This window comes from Roseomonas sp. HF4, from assembly GCF_005222755.1.
Taxonomy (GTDB): domain Bacteria; phylum Pseudomonadota; class Alphaproteobacteria; order Acetobacterales; family Acetobacteraceae; genus Neoroseomonas.
In genome coordinates, this window is the sequence record NZ_STGD01000004.1 from 55,551 (window position 1) to 68,804 (window position 13,254).

General features: G+C 72.2%; 15 protein-coding genes. 11 read left to right on the plus strand and 4 right to left on the minus strand.

From position 1 onward, the window contains the following. The first annotated feature begins 5 nt into the window (after positions 1-5). On the plus strand, positions 6-392 hold the full coding sequence (locus E8M80_RS07715; RefSeq protein ID WP_137125103.1) for a hypothetical protein: 387 nt from the start codon (positions 6-8) through the stop codon (positions 390-392). A 6-nt stretch (positions 393-398) separates the two neighbouring features. Here the strand turns inward: E8M80_RS07715 and E8M80_RS07720 are convergent, their stop codons facing one another. Genes E8M80_RS07720 through E8M80_RS25865 form a run of 3 tightly spaced genes read right to left on the minus strand, consistent with a single transcriptional unit; the run spans position 399 to position 3,436 of the window. Next, positions 399-776 carry a hypothetical protein gene (locus E8M80_RS07720; protein WP_137125104.1) on the minus strand — a complete coding sequence of 126 codons (378 nt, stop codon included), beginning with the start codon at positions 774-776 and terminating at the stop codon, positions 399-401. 25 nt (positions 777-801) lie between these two features. Next, the gene (locus E8M80_RS07725; protein WP_170979267.1) at positions 802-2,742 is read right to left on the minus strand and encodes a glycosyl hydrolase family 28-related protein; all 1,941 of its coding nucleotides are present in this window, start codon (positions 2,740-2,742) and stop codon (positions 802-804) included. Positions 2,743-2,785: 43 nt separating this feature from the next. Beyond that, complete coding sequence (locus E8M80_RS25865; RefSeq protein WP_170979268.1) at positions 2,786-3,436, minus strand: hypothetical protein; 651 nt, start codon at positions 3,434-3,436, stop codon at positions 2,786-2,788. 244 nt (positions 3,437-3,680) lie between these two features. Between E8M80_RS25865 and E8M80_RS07730 the strand changes: the two genes are divergently transcribed. From E8M80_RS07730 to E8M80_RS07775, 10 genes are all read left to right on the plus strand, one after another. Further along, positions 3,681-4,772, plus strand: coding sequence for a polyamine ABC transporter substrate-binding protein (locus E8M80_RS07730; protein WP_137125106.1), 1,092 nt, complete (start codon positions 3,681-3,683; stop codon positions 4,770-4,772). A 2-nt stretch (positions 4,773-4,774) separates the two neighbouring features. After that, entirely contained in the window at positions 4,775-5,815 is a 1,041-nt protein-coding gene (locus tag E8M80_RS07735; protein ID WP_137125107.1) for an ABC transporter ATP-binding protein, read from the plus strand. After that, positions 5,812-6,642: an ABC transporter permease gene (locus E8M80_RS07740; protein WP_240789939.1), complete on the plus strand. Its 831-nt coding sequence runs from the start codon at positions 5,812-5,814 to the stop codon at positions 6,640-6,642. The genes E8M80_RS07735 and E8M80_RS07740 overlap by 4 nt, the downstream gene beginning before the upstream one ends. Further along, positions 6,639-7,433, plus strand: a complete 795-nt coding sequence (locus E8M80_RS07745) for an ABC transporter permease subunit (RefSeq protein ID WP_137125108.1) — start codon at positions 6,639-6,641, stop codon at positions 7,431-7,433. Before E8M80_RS07740 ends, E8M80_RS07745 begins: the two co-directional genes overlap by 4 nt. Positions 7,434-7,487: 54 nt before the next feature. Next, on the plus strand, positions 7,488-7,847 hold the full coding sequence (locus E8M80_RS07750) for a hypothetical protein (protein WP_137125109.1): 360 nt from the start codon (positions 7,488-7,490) through the stop codon (positions 7,845-7,847). Positions 7,848-7,915: 68 nt separating this feature from the next. Continuing rightward, positions 7,916-9,118 (plus strand): pyridoxal phosphate-dependent aminotransferase, encoded by a 1,203-nt coding sequence (locus tag E8M80_RS07755; RefSeq protein WP_137125110.1) that lies wholly within the window; start codon positions 7,916-7,918, stop codon positions 9,116-9,118. Further along, the gene (locus E8M80_RS07760) at positions 9,115-9,576 is read left to right on the plus strand and encodes a GNAT family N-acetyltransferase (protein WP_137125111.1); all 462 of its coding nucleotides are present in this window, start codon (positions 9,115-9,117) and stop codon (positions 9,574-9,576) included. The genes E8M80_RS07755 and E8M80_RS07760 overlap by 4 nt, the downstream gene beginning before the upstream one ends. Before the next feature lie 41 nt (positions 9,577-9,617). Then, positions 9,618-10,820: a pyridoxal phosphate-dependent aminotransferase gene (locus E8M80_RS07765; RefSeq protein ID WP_137125112.1), complete on the plus strand. Its 1,203-nt coding sequence runs from the start codon at positions 9,618-9,620 to the stop codon at positions 10,818-10,820. Beyond that, complete coding sequence (locus E8M80_RS07770) at positions 10,817-11,803, plus strand: GNAT family N-acetyltransferase (RefSeq protein ID WP_240789940.1); 987 nt, start codon at positions 10,817-10,819, stop codon at positions 11,801-11,803. The genes E8M80_RS07765 and E8M80_RS07770 overlap by 4 nt, the downstream gene beginning before the upstream one ends. Positions 11,804-11,821: 18 nt before the next feature. Then, entirely contained in the window at positions 11,822-12,343 is a 522-nt protein-coding gene (locus E8M80_RS07775; RefSeq protein WP_137125114.1) for a DinB family protein, read from the plus strand. Between the two features lie 4 nt (positions 12,344-12,347). Here E8M80_RS07775 and E8M80_RS07780 read toward each other — a convergent pair whose 3' ends face one another. Then, on the minus strand, positions 12,348-13,232 hold the full coding sequence (locus E8M80_RS07780) for an alpha/beta fold hydrolase (protein ID WP_137125115.1): 885 nt from the start codon (positions 13,230-13,232) through the stop codon (positions 12,348-12,350). Between the last annotated feature and the right edge of the window lie 22 nt (positions 13,233-13,254).

The window sequence follows — 13,254 nt, forward strand, 5'->3', positions numbered from 1 at the left end:
AGCGGGTGCGGCTCGCGGCTGCGGCGATCGCGGGGGGGATGCTGTGGGCCGGCGCCGCGGCGGCGTCGTGCGTCCACGTCGTGCGCCACGCGGAGGCGCGCGACGACGTGCTCGCCTTCGCCGCCGGGCTGCAGCGGGAGGCGCGGATGCCGGTCGACTTCGACGGCCGCTGCACGCCGGAGCTTCAGGTGGGCTTCATGGTGGTGGAGCTCGCCATCGTCTCCGGGCGCAGCGGGCAGGGCGTGCTCGTCACCTATGCGGTGGTCGACGAGCGAGACGGGGATTTCCGCCCGCACATGGGCACGACCTGGGGCCGCGACCGGACGCAGGCGCTGATCGATGCCGGGCGCTCGGCCGGGGCTGTCATCCGCGCCCGGAGCCCATTCGAGTGAACGCCTTCAGTCCGCCAGGACCGTGAGGCTCTCCGCGGGGATGGTGATGGTGCCCGCGGCGGTCAGCGTCGCCGGCGTGCCGAGCTCGCTCCAGGCGAGCGCATTGCCGCCCGACACCGCGTCGAAAAGGCCGACATGGCTGAGCGTGCCGACGCTCGTCGTGAAGGCGAAGCGCACGGGCGCCGCGTTGCGCTGCGGCCCGCTGCCGGTAAAGGAGGCGGGCTGGCGGACATAGCCCGAGGCGGCCGCGGGTTCTCCGGTCAGCCCCGCGGCATCCGTGCCGCCCGAGCCGAGGGCGACCCAGACGGCAACGGGCAGGCTCGGCTGGCGTCCGACGAGGGCACGGGCCAGCAGGTTCTTCGCATGGTCGGTCAGCGCGGTCATCGCGGTCTCTCCTGTCTGTCCGGGGTCAGGCCACGACCGTGCCGTCGGCCCAGCGCCAGGCGGAGCCATCGCTGATCGCGAGGCGCCGGCTCGACGAGCCGTCCGAGACGTAGGCGAGGCACTGTCCGTAGGTGGCCGCGGACGGAAGCGCCGCCACGGTATAGGTCGGCAGCCGGAACGGGGCGCTCGCGGCCACCGCGCCGGTGCCCTTCGGCGACAGCGTCAGGCCGACATTCGTGTCCGACCCCTGTGCGTTGAGCGTGGGGGTACCGCCAGGACCGGCCGCGGTGGCGCGCACGTAGTTGCCCGGCGTGCCGGTCGCGGTCACCTCGAAGCCGGTGCCGTTGCGAACCTGCAGCCGCAGGACGCCGCTCGTGCCCTTCGCCGCGACATTCAGCGACACGCTGCTGTCGGTGCCGCTGGCGGTCAGGCTGACGGGCTGCCCGGCGATGGCGGAACGCGCCTCGAGCGCATTGGCGGTCGAGGCGACGCGGACGACGCGCATCCCCGGCGTGGCATCGGGACCGCCCAGGCTGACGTTGCCGGCCGCGGTGGCGCGCATCACCTCGGCGCCGTCGGCGACGGCGGCGAGTTCCGTGCTCGACGGGGCAAAGAGGCCGGTCGTCTCGCCGCCGACCATGACACCAGGCCGGTCGATGCGCCCGGCCGGCCCGGCCAGCGCGACGAAGCCGTTGGTCGAGCCGTTCAGCAGCGGCCCGGAATTACCGTTGCCGAGCAGCGCCGGGCTGCCGAGATGGCAGGCATTCGGCGTGCCCGACGCGACGTTGGCCAGGTGGATCGCGGCGGAGCCGTTGTTGAGCCGGTTGTAGCCCTGGGCGCGGAAGGAGAAGACATCGAGACGGTTGCCCGTGCCCTCGACGCGGATCGCGTTGCTCTCGGACGCGTCGATTCTGAGGTTGCCGACCTGCAGCCTGGCGTTGTTGCCATCGATCCGGATGCCGGAGGCGTTGGCCACGCTGGTGCCGCCGGAGCCGAAGACCTCGCCCTGCATCGTCGCGTTCGCCACGAGCGCGGTCACGCCGTTGCCCTCGACCCAGATGCCGTGGCGGGCGAAATCCGCGTAGAGGCTGCCGACATAGGCCTTGGTCGTGACGCCCGAGGCCGAGGAGGCGAGGCGCAGCACCGACCGGGCGCCGAGGGTGAAGATGTTGTCGATGAAGACGCCGTCCACCTTGCGCAGGACGATCGCGTCCATGTTCGCCTGCTGGTAGGCGACGACATCCTCGTCCGACGTCACGAAGGTCCAGAAATGGACGTGGTGGATGCGGCCGATGTCGAAGGCGCGGTCGATCTCGATGCCGGTGTCGTAGACCTGGCCGCGGATGTGCTCGAGGTTGAAGCGCCCCGAATTGTCGATGCGGATGCCGCGCGTCACGCCGCAGAGGAAGACATTCTCGAAGTCGACCGAGCCGAGGCAATCCTGCACGCGGAAGACGAAGTCGTAGTCGGTCGGCGTCCAGCCCGGCACCTGGGCGCCGGCGTGCGCCTGGCGCACCGCGAGGTCGCGCACCGCGGAGCCGCGCGCGCTCGTGCCCGTGAAGGTGAAGGGCGTGAAGCCGGTGGTGTCGACCGTCAGCCAGGTGCCGTCGGCGACGTTCGGCCCTTCCCGGAAGCCGGCGCCCTGCAGCACGACCGAGACGCTGCCGATCACGACCGGGCTCGCGATGCGGTAGGCGCGCGGGCCGAACTGCAGCACGCCGCCGCCGCTCGCCGCCATCGCGTCCACCGCGGCCTGGATCGCGGGCGCGTCGTTCGTGACGCCGTCGCCGACGGCGCCGAAGTCCCGGACATGCACCGGGCGGTCGGCGAGCAGCCGGGTGCGCAGCTGCGCGAGGCTGGCGCGGCGCGTGACCGCGCCCCCGCCCGAGCCCTGCACGACCGGCAGCAGGTCGGCATCGGCGGCGGCGGCGGCGGCGGGCAGGGCGCTGATCTTGGTGTCTGACATCGGTCTCTCTTTCTCTCGGTCTCGGGGGCGGAAGGGGCGGGCGTCAGAGCAGCAGCGCTGCGCCTGTCTCGAGCAGCAGCCGGCCTTCGTCCTCTGCGAGCAGCCGGGGTGCCGGCGCCACGACGAAGGGGGGCGAGAGGGCGAAGAGGGCGGGGTCGGTCGCATCCACGGCGCTGACGCGGTAACCGCTGCCGACCGGCGGCGTGCCGAAGGACGCGGCGGCGCGGCCGGCGGCGACGGGCACGACCTGCGGCGGCGCCACATCCGCGCCGCCGGCGTCGCGGAGCGCGAAGGTGACCTGCAGGATCGGCCCGACGACGGTTGCCTCGGCGGTGATGGGCGTCTGCTCGAAGACGATGCCGGGCAATGCGTCGAGCGCGATCGAGCGGGCTGTCGCGAGTGCGGCGAGGGTCACGTCGGCCAGCAGCGTGGCCGATCGCAGCAGGGCCGGCGCGGCGCCGGAACCGTCCACGGTGACGCCGTCGCCGGCGACGGTGCCGCCGCGGATGGGCACCAGCGCCGTGGCATCCGCCGCCTGGACGATCACGATGTCGCCCGGCAGCAGCCGCGGCGCCGCCGGGGCGAAGTAGCCCGGCGCCAGCACCGTCGCGCGGTCGTCCTCCGTGCGGTAGTGCCAGAGCGTGAAACCGTTGGCCGAGGTCAGGGCCGCGAGATCGGGCGCGTTGAAGGGCATGCGTCGCTCCTCCTCCGCCAGGCGTGCGGGCGCGCGGGCGCCGCCGCGCGGGCGGTGTTCCTGGGGTCGGGTTGTCTGGGGGATGGGCGCAGTTCGCCCCTTGATGCGACGCTGGTTACAGGAACATCAGCCCATGGTCAAGGTAAAAAATCCTATTTCAGCCTGCGCGCGAGGGGATGGCAGGCGCGCGCCGCGTGGTTATCCTCAGGCCCCACCGCCGCCCGACGCCCGAGGATCCGCGCCGATGCTCCGACGCCTGCTGCCGTTGCTCGCCCTGTTGCTCGCGCCCGCAAGCGTCGCGGCCCAGGAGCGCGTGCTCAACGTCTACAACTGGTCGGACTACATCGACCCCGCGGTCGTGGAACGCTTCACGCGTGAGACCGGCATCCGCGTCCGTTACGACGTCTACGACAGCCTTGAGACGCTGGAGGGCCGGCTCTCCGCCGGACGGTCCGGCTACGACCTGATCGTCCCGACCAGCGAGCCGACCTTCGCGCGGCTGCTGCGTGCCGGCGCACTCCTGCCCCTCGACCGAGCGCGGATCCCGAACTGGGGCAACCTCGACCCGACGCTGATGGCCCGCGTCGCCGTGATCGACCCGGGCAACCGGCACGGCGCCATCTACCTCTGGGGCACGGTCGGCCTCGGCATCCGGCCGGACCTGGTGCGCGCGGCGCTGCCGGGGGTCGCGCTCGACAGCCTCGACATCCTGATGAAGCCCGAGAATGCTCGGCGCTTGGCGCGCTGCGGCATCATGGTGATGGACAGCCCGACCGACGTGCTGCCCTCGGTGCTGCGCTGGCTCGGGCGTGATCCGAACGGCCATTCGGACGCCGACCATCGCGCGGCCGAGGCGGCGCTGCGCGCCATCCGCCCCCATGTGCGCGCGATCGTGCCATCCTCCGCCATCCTCGACGCGCTCGCGACCGGGGAGGCCTGCGTGGCGCTCACCTATTCGGGCGACGTGATCCAGGCCGCGACGCGGGCGCGCGAGGCCAACCGCGGCGTCGAGGTCGGCTACGTCATGCCGCGGGAAGGCGCGCAGCTCTGGTTCGACCTGATGGCGATCCCGGCCGATGCGCCGAACCCCGAGGCGGCGCACGCCTTCATCAACTTCCTGCTGCAGCCTGACGTGATGGCAGCCATCACGAACCAGGTGCGCTATCCGAACGCCGTGCCGACCTCCCGGCCCATGGTCGCGGCCGCGGTGCGCGACGACCGCAATGTCTTCCCCGACGACGCGGCGCTGGCACGGACCTTCGTCGCCGGCACCCCCCCGCGGGAGGCCGAGCGGGCGCGCACGCGGCTCTGGTCCCGCTTCAAGGCCGGCCGCTAGCCTTGTCACTGCTGCGCGCCGACGGCGTCACGAAGCGCTTCGGCGCCACGCTGGCGCTCGACGCGCTCGACCTCGAGATCGCGGAGGGCGAGTTCTTCGCGCTGCTCGGCGGCTCGGGCTCCGGCAAGTCCACGCTGCTGCGCATCATCGCGGGCTTCGAGGCCCCCGATGCGGGGCGGCTGCTGCTGGACGGGCGCGACATCGCCGCGGTGCCGCCCTGGGCGCGGCCCTTCAACATGATGTTCCAGTCCTATGCGCTGTTCCCGCACATGAGCGTGGCGGACAACGTGGCCTATGGGCTGCGTCGCGCCGGCGTGAATCGCGCCGAGGCCGCCCGGCGCGTCGCGGCCACGCTCGCGATGGTGGGGCTGGAGGGCTTCGGGGCGCGGCGGCCGCATCAGCTCTCGGGCGGGCAGCGGCAGCGCGTGGCGCTCGCGCGCAGCCTCGTCATGCGCCCGCGGCTGCTGTTGCTGGACGAGCCGCTGGGCGCGCTCGACGCGGCGCTGCGCGAACGCACGGGCTTCGAGCTGCGCGCCCTGCAGCGCGAGACCGGCGCCGCCTTCGTGATGGTGACGCACGACCAGGAGGAGGCGCTGGCGCTGGCCGACCGCGTCGCGCTGCTCGATGGCGGGCGGGTCGCGCAGGTTGGTGCGCCGCGCGCGATCTACGAACGGCCGGCGTCGCGCTTCGCGGCGCGCTTCCTCGGTGCGGCGAACGTCCTGGAAGGCCGCGCCCTGGCGGGGACCTTCGAGAGCGCCGAGGCCGGCGTCACCTTCGCCGGCACGATCCCCGAGGGCACGGTCGCGGTCGCGCTGCGCCCGGAACGCATCGCCGTCACCGCCGGCGCGGAGGGCCCCAACACCGCGCTCGGCGTGGTCGAGGACGTGGCGTTCCGGGGCGACGATTCCCTCCTCCTCGTGCGCCTGACCGGCGGTGCCCTGCTGCGTGTCGCGCATGCCGAGGAGGATGGCGCGCCGCCGCCGCGGGGCGCCGCCATCGGCCTGGCCTGGGAGGCCGGCGACGTCGTGGCGCTGCCCGCGTGAAGGCGCGGCTTGCGGTGCTGGCGCCGGCCTGGGCGTGGCTGCTGCTGTTCGTGGCGGCGCCGGCCGGCATCCTGGCCGCCATCGCCTTCGCCGAGGCCGATCCCGGCATTCCCCCCTTCCGCCTGGCGCTGTCCGGCATCGGCTTCGCGACGCTCGCGGAGGACACCTATTACCTCGAAGCGTTCGGCACGGCGCTGCGCGTGGCCGGCATCACGGCCGGCCTCTGCCTGCTGCTGGGCTATCCCATGGCGATGGCGATCGCGCGTGCGCGGCCGGGGCGGCGCGTGCTGCTGCTGGCCCTGCTCATGCTGCCCTTCTGGACCGGCTTCCTGCTGCGCGTCGGCGCCTGGATCGGGCTGCTGCGCGACCAGGGCTGGATCAACGGCGTGCTGCTGGCGCTCGGCATGACAGAGGCGCCGCTGCACCTGCTCTACACCGAGGGGGCGATGCTGGCCGGCATGGTCCATGCCTACCTGCCCTTCGCGGTGCTGCCTCTGTTCGCCGCGCTGGTCCGGCTCGACCCCACGCTGGTCGAGGCCGCGGAGGACCTCGGCGCGCGCCCGGCCGTGGCCTTCCTGACCGTGACCCTGCCGGTGACGGCGCCGGCGGCCGCGGCCGCCTTCCTGCTGGTGTTCATCCCGGCCGCGGGCGAATTCGTGATCCCGGAACTGATGGGCCCGCCCGAGGCGCAGCTGGTCGGGCGCGTGCTCTGGCAGGAATTCTTCCAGAACCGCGACTGGCCGGTCGCCGCCGCGCTCGCGGTCGTGCTGCTCGTGCTGCTGCTGGCCCCGATCCGGCTGTTCCAGCGGCTGGAGGCACGGCCGTGAGGCGCGGACGGGCGCTGCGCATCCTCCTGGCGGTGGGCCTCGGGTTTCTCTGGGCGCCGATCCTGCTCCTGGTCGGCTATGCCTTCAGCGCGGACCGCATACCGTTCCAATGGGGCGGGTTCTCTTTGCGCTGGTTCGCCGCGCTGGCGGCGAACGACCGGCTGGTCGAGGCGGCGATCCTGTCGGTGCGCATCGCGGCGGGGGCGGCGACGCTGGCCGTGCTGCTCGGCGGCGCGGCGGGCTGGGCGCTGGCGCGCTTCGGGCCGTTTCGCGGTCGTGCGCTGTTCGGCGCCCTGATCGGCGCGCCCCTGGTGCTGCCCGAGGTCGTGACCGGGCTTTCGCTGCTGCTGCTGTTCGTCGCACTGGAAGGGGCCACGGGCTGGCCCGCGGGGCGCGGCGCGACAACCGTGCTGCTCGCCCATGCGACGCTCGGCGCCGCCTTCGTGGCCGTGGTCGTGCAGGCGCGCCTGGCCGGCAGCGACCGGAGCCTGGAAGAAGCGGCGATGGACCTCGGCGCCACGCCCTTCGTGGCCTTCCGCACCGTGACGCTGCCGCTGATGGCGCCGGCGCTGGCGGCGGGGTGGCTGCTCGCCTTCACCCTGTCGCTCGACGATGTCGTGATCGCCTCCTTCGTCTCGGGCCCGTCCGGGACGACGCTGCCGATCGCGCTGTTTTCCATGCTGCGGCTCGGCCTGACGCCGGAGGTCAATGCGCTCGGCGCCGTCATCGTGCTGGGGGTGGGCGGGATGCTCGGGTTGGCGGCACTGCTGCTGCGGCCGCGGGCGGGCTGAGCGCTAACCGCGTAGCGCCATGATTCGGCCCGCGATCCGTGGCAGGGTGTCGGCATGTGGAGGATGCTCGCCCTCGTTGCCCTGCTGGCTGGCTGCGCCGAGCGCTGGGAGCGCCCCGGCGCCACGGAGGCCGAGTCCGAGGCCGCCCAGGCCCGCTGCACCGCGATTGCGGCCGAGCAGGTCCCGCCCGCCATGGTCTGGACAATCGTGGCCCCCGCCCGGTGGGAGCCGGGCGAGCGGCGCTGCCGGACGTACCGGAACCACACCGAATGCGTGAGCCGCCCGCCGCGCTACGTGCCGCCCGAATACGGCTGGGTCGATGCCAATACCGCGCAGCGCCGCGTCGCCCGGGCCGCCTGCCTGGCGGAGGAGGGGTGGACCTACCAGGGGCTTCGCCCGCTCCGCCTGTTCTGACGGCGGGTTGATGGCGCCAGGGGGCGGGATTAGGGTCCCGGCCTTCCCTGCAGCCAATCGGGCCCGCCATGAACCTCATTGCCGACCGCCTCAACCGCATCTCGCCGTCGCTCACCATCGCCATGACGGCCAAGGCACGCGCGCTCAAGGCCGCGGGGAAGGACGTGATCGGGCTGTCGTCCGGCGAGCCCGACTTCGACACGCCGCGCAACGTCAAGGATGCCGCGATCGCCGCGATCGAGCGGGGCGAGACGAAGTACACCGACGTGTCGGGTACCGCCGAACTGCGCAAGGCGATCTGCGAGAAGTTCAGGCGCGACAGCGGCCTCGACTACAAGCCCGAGGAGATCATCGTCGCGACCGGCGGCAAGCAGGTGATCTTCGACGCGCTGGTCGCCACCATCAACCCGGGCGACGAGGCGATCATCCCCGCCCCGTGCTGGGTGTCGTACCCGGACATCGTGCAGCTCGCCGAGGGCACGCCGGTGATCGTGCAGTGCGGGCAGAACGCCGGCTTCAAGATGACCGCCGAGCAGCTGGAAGCCGCGATCACGCCGAAGACCAAGTGGCTGATCCTGAACAACCCCTGCAATCCGACCGGTGCCGCCTACAACGCCGCCGAGATGAAGGCGCTGACGGATGTGCTGATGCGCCATCCGCATGTCTGGGTGTTCACCGACGACATCTATGAGAAGCTCGCCTATGACGGCTTCAAGCCGGCGACGGTGCTGGAGGTGGAACCCCGACTGCGCGACCGCACCGTCACCATGAACGGCTGTTCCAAGGCCTATGCGATGACCGGCTGGCGCATCGGCTTCGCGGGCGCGCCGCTGCACCTGATCAAGGCGATGGACAAGCTGCAGGGGCAGAGCACGTCCAACACCAGCAGCATCTCCCAGGCCGCGGCGATCGAGGCGCTGACCGGCCAGCAGGACAGCATCGAGGAGATGCGCAAGGTCTACGAGCGTCGCCGCAACATGGTGGTGGAGATGCTGAACCAGGCGCCGGGCCTGCGCTGCCACAAGCCCGAGGGCGCCTTCTACGTCTTCCCGGACATGCGCGGCTGCATCGGCAAGACCACCGCGGGCGGCAAGGCGATCGAGACCGACGAGGACTTCACCATCGCCCTGCTCGAGGAAGCGGGTGTTGCCACCGTGCATGGCACGGCCTTCCTCAGCCCCGGGCATTTCCGCATCTCCTACGCGACGTCCGACGAGGCGCTGCGCGAGGCCTGCACGCGGATCCAGAAGTTCTGCGCGTCGATGGCGTGACGCCTGGCATCGTCCTGCGCCCGGCCGGGGAGGAGGATTTCGAGCCCCTTCTCGACCTGTCCGTCCGGGTGCTGCGCGCGGACCTCGAGCGGCTCGACCGCTTCATGCTCTCCCGCCGCCGCGGTCGCATGCGCGCGGTCTTCGACGCCGGTGAACTGCGCGTGGTCGAGCAGGACGGGCAGCGCGCCGGCTGCATCGGCCTCGCCCGGGGCGCCGACCATCTCGTGCTGCATTCCGTATACCTGGAGCCTGCCTTCCAGGGCCGGGGCCTCGGCGCGGCGGCGGTGGCCGCGGCGCTGGACGGTGCCCCGGGACTGCCGATTCGCATCGAGGTCCTGCGCGAAAGCGCCGCGCATCGCTTCTGGGAACGCCTGGGCTTCCTGCGCCTGGGCGAACGGGGCGTGGACTGGCTCTATGAGCGCCCGGCCGGCCTTGGCGGCGGGTCCGGGTCGCCGTAGGTTCCCGCACTTCCAGCCTGCAAGGACAGAGAGACAGACCGATGCCAGCCCTCGCCAGCCGCCTCGCCGACATCGCCGTCTCCGCCTCCGTCGTCATGACCATGAAGGCCCGCGATCTCGCGGCGCAGGGGATCAAGGTGATCAGCCTCGGCACCGGGGAGCCCGACTTCCCGACGCCCCTGCACGCGATCGAGGCCGCGCACAAGGCGGCGCTGGCCGGCGACACCAAGTACCCTCCGCAGGACGGCACCCGCGCCATGAAGGAGGCGGTGCAGCGCAAGTTCAAGCGCGACAACAACCTCGACTACGCGCTGGACGAGATCATGGTCGCCAATGGCGGCAAGCAGTGCATCTACAACGCGCTGATGGCGACGGTCGATCCGGGCGACGAGGTGGTGATCCCCGCGCCCTACTGGATCTCCTACGCCGACATGGCGAAGGTGGCCGGCGGCAAGCCGGTGCTCGTGAACTGCCCGCAGAACAACGGCTTCAAGCTGCGCCCCGAAGACCTCGACGCCGCCATCACGCCCAAGACCAAGTGGGTGATGCTGAACTTCCCGAACAACCCGACCGGCGCGGCCTGCTCGCGCGACGAGATGAAGGCGATCGCCGAGGTGCTGAAGAAGCACCCGCATGTCTGGGTCATGACCGACGACATGTACGAGCACCTTGTCTATGACGGCTTCGAGTTCTGCACCATCGCCGAGGTTGCGCCGGAGCTGAAGGAGCGCACGCTGACGGTCAACGGCGCCTCCAAGACCTACGCCATGACCGGCTGGCGCGTCGGCTTCTGCGGCGGCCCGAAGGCCCTGATCAAGGCCATGGTCAACATGCAGGGGCAGGCGACCTCGGGCATTTCCACCATCGGCCAGGCCGCCGCGGCCGCCGCGCTGGATGGCCCGCAGGACCTCGTGCGCGAGCGCGCCGAGGACTACCGGATGCGGCGCGACATGGTGGTCGAGATGCTGAACGCGGCACCCGGCATCGCCTGCCACAAGCCGGAGGGCGCCTTCTACGTCTTCCCGAACATCGCCGGCTGCCTCGGCAAGACGACGAAGGGCGGGCGCAGGATCGAGACCGACACCGACTTCGCCCTCGCGCTGCTCGAGGAGAAGTACGTCGCCGCCGTGCAGGGTGCGGCGTACGGCATGTCGCCCTACCTCCGCATTTCCTATGCGACGGACACCGACAGCCTGCGCGAGGCCTGCAGCCGCATCCAGGAGTTCTGCAGGGAACTCGCGTGATCCGGGACGGCCGGGACGAGGATTCCGCGGGCTTCATCGCCCTGATCGGTGCCTGCTGGGCCGAATACCCCGGCTGCGTGCTGGACGTGGATGGCGAGGTGCCGGAGTTGCGCGCGCTCGCCACGTATTTCCGCGACCAGGGCGGCCGCCTCTGGGTCGCGGAGCAGGGCGGGCGCCTCGTCGGCATGGTCGGGACGCGGCCACTGCGCGAGGACGCCGCCTGGGAGATCTGCCGCATGTACGTCGATGCCGGCGCGCGCGGCGCGGGCCTCGCGGCCGCGCTGCTCGGCACGGCCGAGGCGCATGCGCGGGCCGGCGGCGCCGAGCGCCTGGTGCTTTGGACCGACACGCGCTTCACCCGCGCGCACGGCTTCTACGAAAAGCACGGCTATGTTCGGCAGGGCTCGATCCGGATCCTCGACGACCTCTCGAACTCGCTGGAATTCCGCTACGCGAAGCCGGCGCGGGGGCTGGTGGTGGAGGCGCTCGACGCGGCCGCGGCGGCGAGCGCGGAGCGGCGCCTCGCGCGCATCCTGGTCGATTGCGTGGCCGAGGGCGCCTCGCTCGAGTTCCTGCCGCCGCTGGCACCCGACCATGCCGCACGGTTCTGGAAGGGGGCCTCGGCCGCCGTGGCGGCAGGCGACCGCGTGCTGCTGGCAGCCTGGACCGACGGGCATCTCGCGGGGAGCGTGACGCTCGACCTCGCCACCGCCGAGAACCAGCCGCACGTCGCCGCGATCCAGAAGCTGATCGTGGAGCCGGCCGCGCGCCGCAAGGGCATCGGGCGCGCATTGCTGCGGCGGGCCGAACAGGCCGCGCGCGCGCATGGGCGGCGCGCCGCCATGCTCGACACGCGGGCGGGCAGCGCGGCCGAGGCGCTGTACCGCGCCGAGGGGTGGCAGGAACTCGGCCGCATCCCGGGCTTCGAGATCGATGCCGGGCGGCAGCCCTGCGACACCGTGTTCTTCTGGAAGGCGTTCTGACCCCTGGGAGGGCCGCGCATGATCAGCCCCGACTGGTGCCGCATGATGGCGGCCTACAACAGCGAGATGAACCGGCGGATCTACGGTGCTGCGGACACGCTCGACGACACGGCACGGCGGGCCGAGCGCGGCGCCTTCTGGGGCGGCATCCACGGTACGCTCGCCCACCTTCTCTGGGGCGACACGATCTGGATGAGCCGCTTCGACGGGTGGGGGGCGCCGCCGGTCGGCATGAAGGACAGCCCGCGCATGATCGAGGACTGGGGCGCGCTTCGCACCGCCCGCGCCGCGGCCGATGGGCGCATCGAGTCTTGGGCGGGCGGGCTCACCGAAGCGCGCCTCGCCGCGCCGCTCACCTGGGTCTCGGCCGCCGCGAAGCGCGAAATGACCATGCCGCTGTGGTTCACCGTCGCGCATGTCTTCAATCACCAGACGCACCATCGCGGCCAGGTCCATGCGCTGTTGACCGCCGCGGGGGCCGCCACCGGCGACACCGACATCCCCTTCGTCGTCGACCTCGCCGCGCTCCACCTCGCCTGACGGGTCAGGCGCGCAGGAAGCCCTCGAGGCGGGCCAGCACCTCGTCGGGCGCCTCCTCCGCCAGGTAGTGGCCCGAGCCGACCGCGCCGGTCGCCAGTGGCCCCGCCGCATAGCCCTGCCAGATCGCCGCCGGATCGTACCACCGGGGCAGGCTGCCCCTGGCGCCCCAGAGCGCCAGCATCGGGCAGCGCAGCTTGTCGCCCGCCGCGCGCGACGCCCGGTCATGCTCGAGGTCGATCGCCGTCGCGGCGCGGTAATCCTCGCAGATCGCCTCGATGGTGCCGGGCTCGTGCAGCGCGGCGAGGTAATCGGCCCGTGCCTCGGGATGGAAGAAGTCGCGCGGCTTCGGCTCGCGCGAGGTGTGGAAGTCGAACCAGGTCTCGATGTCGTTGCGGATCATGGCCTCGGGGCCCGGATGTCGCTGCGCCAGGAAGAACCAGTGCCAGTAGCCCATGCCGAAGGACATGTCGGCGCGCTCGAAGTGCTCCAGCGTCGGAATGATGTCCATCGTGCAGAGCCGCTCGACCGCCTCGGGATGGTCGAGCGCCATGCGGTGCGCGACGCGCGCGCCGCGGTCATGCGCGACCACCTGGAAGCAGTCGTGCCCTAGCCCCGCCATCAGCGCGACCATGTCGGCCGCCATGGCGCGCTTGGCGTAGGGCGCGTGGTCGTCGCTGACCGGCGGCTTGGCCGAGAAGCCGTAGCCCGTGAGGTCCGGGCAGACCACCGTGAAGCGCCGCGCCAGGACGGGGGCGACCTTGTGCCACATGGCATGCGTCTGCGGGTTGCCGTGCAGCAGCAGGAGCGGCGGGCCCTCGCCGCCGCGGCGCAGCCTGAAGCGTCGGCCGGCGGCCTCCCCGGACTCGATCGCGAAGCCATCGAAGAACATCGCCGCCTCCCGTTGACCCGCC

What these genes read in the sequence shown, in the direction of transcription:
- E8M80_RS07720 (WP_137125104.1), bottom strand. Translation starts at nt 776, where the DNA reads ATGACCGCGCTGACCGACCATGCGAAGAACCTGCTGGCCCGTGCCCTC.
- E8M80_RS07725 (WP_170979267.1), bottom strand. Translation starts at nt 2,742, where the DNA reads ATGTCAGACACCAAGATCAGCGCCCTGCCCGCCGCCGCCGCCGCCGCC.
- E8M80_RS25865 (WP_170979268.1), bottom strand. Translation starts at nt 3,436, where the DNA reads ATGCCCTTCAACGCGCCCGATCTCGCGGCCCTGACCTCGGCCAACGGT.
- E8M80_RS07730 (WP_137125106.1), top strand. Translation starts at nt 3,681, where the DNA reads ATGCTCCGACGCCTGCTGCCGTTGCTCGCCCTGTTGCTCGCGCCCGCA.
- E8M80_RS07750 (WP_137125109.1), top strand. Translation starts at nt 7,488, where the DNA reads ATGTGGAGGATGCTCGCCCTCGTTGCCCTGCTGGCTGGCTGCGCCGAG.
- E8M80_RS07755 (WP_137125110.1), top strand. Translation starts at nt 7,916, where the DNA reads ATGAACCTCATTGCCGACCGCCTCAACCGCATCTCGCCGTCGCTCACC.
- E8M80_RS07765 (WP_137125112.1), top strand. Translation starts at nt 9,618, where the DNA reads ATGCCAGCCCTCGCCAGCCGCCTCGCCGACATCGCCGTCTCCGCCTCC.
- E8M80_RS07775 (WP_137125114.1), top strand. Translation starts at nt 11,822, where the DNA reads ATGATCAGCCCCGACTGGTGCCGCATGATGGCGGCCTACAACAGCGAG.
- E8M80_RS07780 (WP_137125115.1), bottom strand. Translation starts at nt 13,232, where the DNA reads ATGTTCTTCGATGGCTTCGCGATCGAGTCCGGGGAGGCCGCCGGCCGA.